Source organism: Candidatus Neomarinimicrobiota bacterium, assembly GCA_030743815.1.
Taxonomy (GTDB): domain Bacteria; phylum Fidelibacterota; class Marinisomatia; order Marinisomatales; family S15-B10; genus UBA2146.
The window spans coordinates 1-6,348 of the sequence record JASLRT010000067.1 but is presented as its reverse complement, the minus strand read 5'-3'; the positions used below and the strand labels follow the sequence as shown (position 1 = coordinate 6,348).

The window sequence follows — 6,348 nt, the reverse complement described above, 5'->3', positions numbered from 1 at the left end:
TATACAGGTTTTCAAGTTCCATATCAGTCAGGATCTTTAACTTTCACACCAAGTTTTACACCAGGTTTATATAGCGAAGGAGACGGGAAAGACTTAGGACATGTTATAGAATTTAAAAGTGAAATACAGCTATCCTTAGAGCTATCTCCTAACAGTGAATTAGGAATTTCTTATAATCATATATCCAATGCTAGCTTAGGAGACAAGAACCCAGGGGCAAATAGTTATATGTTCAATTTCATTAAAAGGTATTAAAAAGTATTAAAAAGTATTAAAAGGTATAATGAATTTAAAAAATTGTCATAATTTTAACGATTTTAGAGAATTAGCAAGAAGGAAATTACCATCTCCCATCTATAATTATATTGATGGTGGCGCAGTAAAATCAGTTATCACTTGCCTCGTGGTTCAACAAAAAACCCCGCTTGTGACGGGGGGAGTTGGCAGATCAAAATTCCCGAAACCAATTTATCCACCAGCTGGCGGAGAAAACCGGTTTTGTCATCTATTCCTTAATCACATACACCTTCACTTCTGTTGTCACATCAGTATGCAGCTTTATGGGAACCTTGTATATACCCAGAGCTTTGATGGGATCATCCAGTAGTATTTCCTTCTTGTTCAGATCGAATCCATGCTCCTTAAGATGCTCAGCGATTGTGATAGCCGTGACGGAGCCGAACAATTTGTCCTCTTCGCCAACCTGCATCGGCACAGATAGAGTTACTTTTTCAAGTTTCTGCGCAACTGCCGCTGCACCTGTTGCCGCTTTTTTGTCCCGCATGGCAATCTGTTCTTTTAGAGATTCTACCATTCTCAAATTCCCGGGCGTCGCCTCCACAACCACGCCCCTCGGAATAAGGTAATTGCGCGCATAGCCGTCCTTGACTCTGACGATATCACCTACTTCCCCCAATTTCTCCACACGCTGACGCAGAATAACTTTCATGATCTCTTAACCTCCTTGAAACCGGTGATGATTCTATCCCGACGGAGACAGAAGGGCGATATTCCGCGCTCGCTTGATAGCCGTTGTCAGTGTACGCTGATGCCTAGCGCAAGTACCCGTCACACGACCCGGAATGATCTTTCCCTGCTCCGTTACAAATTTCCTGATCAGTTTTACGTTCTTATAGTCGATTTGCAACGCTCTGTCCTCACAGAACTTGCAGACTCGACGACGTCCCATAATAGCCATAACGATTTCCTCCGATCCTAACTGATTCTAATCATAATGTTGCTGTATCAATGATCAGTCTTTGTCCCGTACTGCTTCAGCCGGCTTCACGGTCTCCCCGTTAGTCTCGTGTACGGCAGGCTTTTCATTCACTTTTATTGTAATGTAGGCAAGAAGCTCACTCTTCAACTCCATCCAGCTATTTAACTTAGACACCATCGGTTCTTTGGCTTCATAGTGAAGCATCATGTAAGTACCGTAGTGTCGCTTGTTCACAGGATAAGCGAGGCGGCGCTTCCCCCACACATAAGAATTGATGATGGATCCGCCTTCCCTCTCCACCCGTGCGTCCACTTCATTCTGGACTTTCGACAGTCTTTCATCGTCATAATCCGGATGAATGATGTAGAGCGTTTCGTAGTATCTCACTTTGTTTCCTCCCAATCTTTCTTAGAACATCGGTGCAATGACAAGGGAGACTACCGAGATCAGCTTAATCAGAATATTCAGTGACGGTCCGGCAGTGTCCTTGAACGGATCACCAACGGTATCTCCCACAACTGCGGCTTTGTGCGTTTCAGATCCCTTTCCGCCCAGATTGCCGCTTTCGATATATTTCTTCGCATTGTCCCACGAACCTCCCGCGTTCGCCATGAAGATCGCTAACAGGACGCCGCTAACTGTAACGCCCGCCAGTACACCGCCCAGCATCTCCGGCTGCTTCAGGACAAGTCCGAAGAAAACCGGCGTCAGGATGGCCAATAGTCCTGGAGCAATCATCCGTTTAATGGCAGCCGCCGTTGCGATGTCCACACAGCGAGCATAGTCAGCTCTCGCTTTCCCTTCCAGCAAGCCTTTGATCTCTCGAAACTGTCTCCTCACTTCCTCGATCATTTCAAAGGCAGCCTCACCAACAGCCCGCATGGCAAACGACGAAAAGACAAACGGCAGCATACCGCCAACGAGCAGTCCCGCCATAATATCAGGTCTGTTAATATCAAGTGACAGTTTCTCGACGCCGAGGGCTGCCGCCGCTGTCTCCCGGTAAGCGGCAAACAGCGCCAATGCTGTCAGTGCAGCAGAACCGATAGCAAAACCTTTCCCAATTGCGGCTGTCGTATTGCCCACAGCATCCAGTTTATCAGTCCGTTCCCTCACTTCTGACGGCAGTTCAGCCATTTCTGCACAGCCGCCTGCATTGTCAGCGATGGGACCGTAAGCATCTACCGCCAGTTGGATCCCTGTCGTAGAGAGCATCCCCAGGGCAGCGATTGCAATACCATATAGACCCGACAGGTTATAGGCGATAATGATGGCCACCGCAATGGAAACAGTGGGAAAAGCGGTTGACTGCATTCCGTTGGCAAGTCCGGCGATGATGTTTGTGGCGGCGCCTGTTTCGCTGGCCTTCGAGATTCCTCTGGCGGGCTTGCGTCCTTCGGACGTATAATACTCAGTCAGTCCACCAATTACTATTCCCGCCGCCAAGCCGGCGACGGTCGCCCAGAATATATCCATCGCTGTAACATCCTTTCCGTTCAACAACACGGACGATGGAACGAATTTCTGAATGATTACATAGCTGACCAGCAGCATCAAGGCACTGGCGCCATACGTACCAACGTTGAGCGCATTCTGCGGATTGCCACCCTCTTTCGTTCTGACGAAAAAAGTGCCAATGATGGAGACGGCGATACCTGCCGCGGCCAGCACCAGTGGCAGCATAACCAGACTGCCGGCACCGGCGGCGGCAGCCAGCACCATAGCACCAATTATGGAACCGACATACGATTCAAACAGATCGGCGCCCATGCCTGCAACATCGCCAACATTATCGCCAACATTATCTGCAATTGTAGCCGGATTTCTCGGGTCGTCCTCCGGAATTCCCGCTTCAACTTTTCCTACGAGGTCGGCACCCACATCAGCCGCCTTGGTAAAGATTCCACCGCCTACGCGCGCAAACAGCGCAATCGACGAGGCGCCCATTGCAAAACCGGAAAGGATGGTCATCACTCGTGGCAGATCCGCACCGGCGTCGAGTCCCCCATAAAAATAGAAGAGCACCGAAAGGCCGATAACACCGAGTCCTACCACACTCATTCCCATGACAGAGCCGCCGGCAAAGGCGACCCCAAGCGCTGCATTCAAACTGGTTCGCGCAGCCTGAGTTGTACGGTTATTCGAGGCTGTGGCAACCCTCATGCCAAAGAACCCTGCAAGCCCACTGCAGAGAGCTCCAACAATAAAAGAGAGTGCAACAAGGCCTGTTCCTCGGGTGGCGTTACCAAGGAATAGAAGCAGTGCCACCGCCGCAACAAAAACAGCGAGAACTTTATACTCTCTCATCAGAAAAGCCATGGCGCCTTCCTGCACGGCCCGACCTATTTCGATCATTTTCTCATCACCGGGGTCTTGCCGATTGATCCAGGTTGAACGCCAGAAGGCGTAGATCAATGCCAGCACGCCCACCAGCGGTATCAGGTAGTAGTTGACCATCAGAATCAGTTTCCCTTCTTTTCCATGCGGTTGTATTCACCCATTGTCAGTTCCAGTCCTCGATGGAGAATTGATTCAGCTGCATCAGCACCTCGCTGTATCATCTCCCTGGCCAGTTCTTCATCTTTTCTGCGGAACGGCTTAAGAACAAAATCTTCTGCCGGTCGCATCTGCTCTTCCGTGCCAATACCCATGCGAATCCGCGGAAAGTCGGTGCTACCCAGTTGGTAGATAACCGATTCCAGACCGCGGTGACATCCGTCGCCACCGGCAGGCCGAACCCGTATGGTCCCCAGCGGAAGCTCTACATCATCCACGATGATGTGAAGATCTGCCAGATCAATCTGCCAATGGGCCTGAACCTCCTTCACTGGGATGCCGCTTCTGTTCATACCCGATGTTGGCTTAACCCAGAAAATATCATCAGATCTAGCATAAACATAGTTTCCTTTCCCTGGTCGAAAAGCGAGATTTCGGCGGCGAACAAGCTCATCTACCACCCAAAATCCGAAATTGTGCTTTGTGTCGGCATAGTGATCTTCCACATTCCCTAAACCGATAAACAGCATCACTTTGAAGCACTTTCCTCCTTCTCTCCATCATCGGATGGTTTTTCCGCACCTTTGTCCTCACCCTCTTCCGTCGGTACTTCTTCACCTTCAACAGCGTCACCTTCTTCACCCTCAAGTTCTTCCTCTTCCAGCTCAGGCTCTTCAATAATCTCCTCTTTCGGAGCCTGAACGGAAACAATGGTGATCTCGGGGTTTGTCAGTATTTCGATCCCCTCTAGATCGAGCTCTTCAACATGGATGGTGTCACCTACCTCCAACTCACTTACATCAATGCGAACCGCATCTGGAACTTCCGTTGCCAGACAGTTTATCTGCAATTCAGTGATGTTCTGATTCAGAATGCCACCCGTCTTCACGCCCGCAGCTTCTCCTTCCACAATGATTGGAACTACAATATCAATCTTATCCTTCAGGCTTACGCCGAAAAGATCCACGTGCGCAATTTCCTCCGTCACCGGGTGATACTGTATCTCTTTGAAAATGGCATGGAGCTTTTTGCCTTTTACACTGACAGCGTAAACATGCGTATCAGACTGCAAGGCGTGGTGCAGATGTCCTCGATCAATGACGAAGGAGACCGCCTCATGATCCGCGGAATAAAAAATCCCCGGGATACTGCCGCTGCTTCTATAATTCTTTGCTGCCTTTCTTCCCGTGTCTGTTCTTTTATCGAGTTCCAGTTTGTATTCCTGCGCCATGATTACCTCCTGCTAAAACTCGAAGAGTGCGCTTACCGACTCTCCATTGTGGATACATTCGACTGCTCTTGCAAACAGTCCAGATACGGATATCTCTTCCAACTTGTCAAATTCTCTCTTCTTATTAAGATTGACCGTATCCGTCACAATAACCTTGCCAATATTCGAACTCATGATTCGCTCCACCGCGTCTCCTGAAAACAGACCGTGTGTTGCCACGGCAACAACATTTGATGCACCACTCTCTATAGCGGCGTTGGCGGCATTGATCGTAGTTCCGCCGGTATCAATCATGTCGTCAATAACGATGACTTCCTTCCCTTTCAGATCACCAATGAGATGAACCACCTCAGCCTGATTCGGACCCGTCCTCCGTTTATCAACAAGGCCGAACCCAACGCCAAGGTGTTTGGCAAACGATTGTGCCATCGGTGCACGACCAGCATCCGGAGCAAGTATCATGGTAGTCTCGGTGGACAGGTCAAACTCGCGCAACCTTTCAAAAATGACCTGCCGCGCATAAAGATGATCGAACGGTATGTGTGTAAAACCCTGAATCTGAGACGAGTGAAGATCCATGGCCAGTATACGACCCACCCCCACACTGCTGATTAAGTCTATCATGACGCGGGCCGAAATAGGCACTCTTGGTTGATCTTTTCGATCCTGCCGGCCATAGCCATAATAGGGAATCACAGCGGTCACCCGTCTGGCTGAAGCCCTGACAGCAGCATCAATCATAAGAACGAGCTCAATGATGTTGTCTGCCGGATGGTGGGTTGATTGAATGATGAAGACATCCTGACCTCGAATGTTCTCTTCGTATTTCACCCACAGTTCCCCATCGCTGAACTGCCGGGAGTTTACTTTTCCCAGCTCAGTCCCCAAGTGATCTGCTATCTTCTCAGCCAGAGGAACATTAGATCTTCCGCTAAATATCTTCATGATTCTCGATTCCCAGTTTTCAATTAAGAGACCTACTGAAGTCTTCTTGCCTGCCAGACAACAACTTTCTCATCAATCCCATAGCTGCCGGGCGTGGATTCGAACCACGATTAACGGCTCCAAAGGCCGCTGTCCTGCCATTAGACGACCCGGCAAAATCAATACGGATTGCGAACCTGCGATTGCGTGGTCAATAATACTATCATTTCGTAATCCGCTTTCACAATTCTGCATTCAACTGGCTGGGACGGCAGGACTCGAACCTGCATCATCCCGGTTAACAGCCGGGTGTCTTGCCAATTAGACCACATCCCAATGTTTGGCGGGTCGTAAGCTATCTGTTGATGGGAGAAGTGAGAAAGGTTTGGATTGGAGGTGAAAACTGTTTTCCGGCTTCGAGAGCCTCAGTCTCCTCCGTGAAGATACCAAACACAGTCGAGCCGCTCCCCGACAGACT

8 protein-coding genes and 2 tRNA genes are annotated in these 6,348 nt (G+C 49.4%); 1 reads left to right on the top strand and 9 read right to left on the bottom strand.

Features of this window, described 5'->3' with window-relative positions:
• Positions 1-255 (top strand): acyloxyacyl hydrolase (locus QF669_05460; GenBank protein MDP6456884.1); only part of this gene is annotated, 255 nt, incomplete at its 5' end.
• A gap of 250 nt (positions 256-505) precedes the next feature.
• On the opposite strand, the gene rplI is transcribed toward QF669_05460, so the two are convergent.
• The 9 genes from rplI to QF669_05415 form a co-directional block, all read right to left on the bottom strand.
• Positions 506-949: a 50S ribosomal protein L9 gene (gene rplI, locus QF669_05455; GenBank protein ID MDP6456883.1), complete on the bottom strand. Its 444-nt coding sequence runs from the start codon at positions 947-949 to the stop codon at positions 506-508.
• A gap of 33 nt (positions 950-982) precedes the next feature.
• The gene (rpsR, locus tag QF669_05450) at positions 983-1,198 is read right to left on the bottom strand and encodes a 30S ribosomal protein S18 (GenBank protein ID MDP6456882.1); all 216 of its coding nucleotides are present in this window, start codon (positions 1,196-1,198) and stop codon (positions 983-985) included.
• Positions 1,199-1,252: 54 nt separating this feature from the next.
• Entirely contained in the window at positions 1,253-1,606 is a 354-nt protein-coding gene (gene rpsF, locus QF669_05445) for a 30S ribosomal protein S6 (GenBank protein ID MDP6456881.1), read from the bottom strand.
• 21 nt (positions 1,607-1,627) lie between these two features.
• A complete protein-coding gene (locus QF669_05440) occupies positions 1,628-3,676 on the bottom strand; it encodes a sodium-translocating pyrophosphatase (protein ID MDP6456880.1) in 2,049 nt (682 codons plus the stop codon).
• A 5-nt stretch (positions 3,677-3,681) separates the two neighbouring features.
• A complete protein-coding gene (pth, locus tag QF669_05435) occupies positions 3,682-4,245 on the bottom strand; it encodes an aminoacyl-tRNA hydrolase (protein MDP6456879.1) in 564 nt (187 codons plus the stop codon).
• A complete protein-coding gene (locus QF669_05430; protein ID MDP6456878.1) occupies positions 4,245-4,946 on the bottom strand; it encodes a 50S ribosomal protein L25 in 702 nt (233 codons plus the stop codon). The genes pth and QF669_05430 overlap by 1 nt, the downstream gene beginning before the upstream one ends.
• Before the next feature lie 12 nt (positions 4,947-4,958).
• Positions 4,959-5,891: a ribose-phosphate pyrophosphokinase gene (locus tag QF669_05425; GenBank protein MDP6456877.1), complete on the bottom strand. Its 933-nt coding sequence runs from the start codon at positions 5,889-5,891 to the stop codon at positions 4,959-4,961.
• An 84-nt stretch (positions 5,892-5,975) separates the two neighbouring features.
• Positions 5,976-6,046: transfer RNA gene (locus tag QF669_05420), tRNA-Gln, on the bottom strand.
• Between the two features lie 84 nt (positions 6,047-6,130).
• Positions 6,131-6,206, bottom strand: a tRNA-Asn gene (locus QF669_05415).
• Positions 6,207-6,348: the final 142 nt, after the last annotated feature.

What these genes read in the sequence shown, in the direction of transcription:
- rplI (MDP6456883.1), bottom strand. Translation starts at nt 949, where the DNA reads ATGAAAGTTATTCTGCGTCAGCGTGTGGAGAAATTGGGGGAAGTAGGT.
- rpsR (MDP6456882.1), bottom strand. Translation starts at nt 1,198, where the DNA reads ATGGCTATTATGGGACGTCGTCGAGTCTGCAAGTTCTGTGAGGACAGA.
- QF669_05440 (MDP6456880.1), bottom strand. Translation starts at nt 3,676, where the DNA reads ATGGTCAACTACTACCTGATACCGCTGGTGGGCGTGCTGGCATTGATC.
- pth (MDP6456879.1), bottom strand. Translation starts at nt 4,245, where the DNA reads ATGCTGTTTATCGGTTTAGGGAATGTGGAAGATCACTATGCCGACACA.
- QF669_05430 (MDP6456878.1), bottom strand. Translation starts at nt 4,946, where the DNA reads ATGGCGCAGGAATACAAACTGGAACTCGATAAAAGAACAGACACGGGA.
- QF669_05425 (MDP6456877.1), bottom strand. Translation starts at nt 5,891, where the DNA reads ATGAAGATATTTAGCGGAAGATCTAATGTTCCTCTGGCTGAGAAGATA.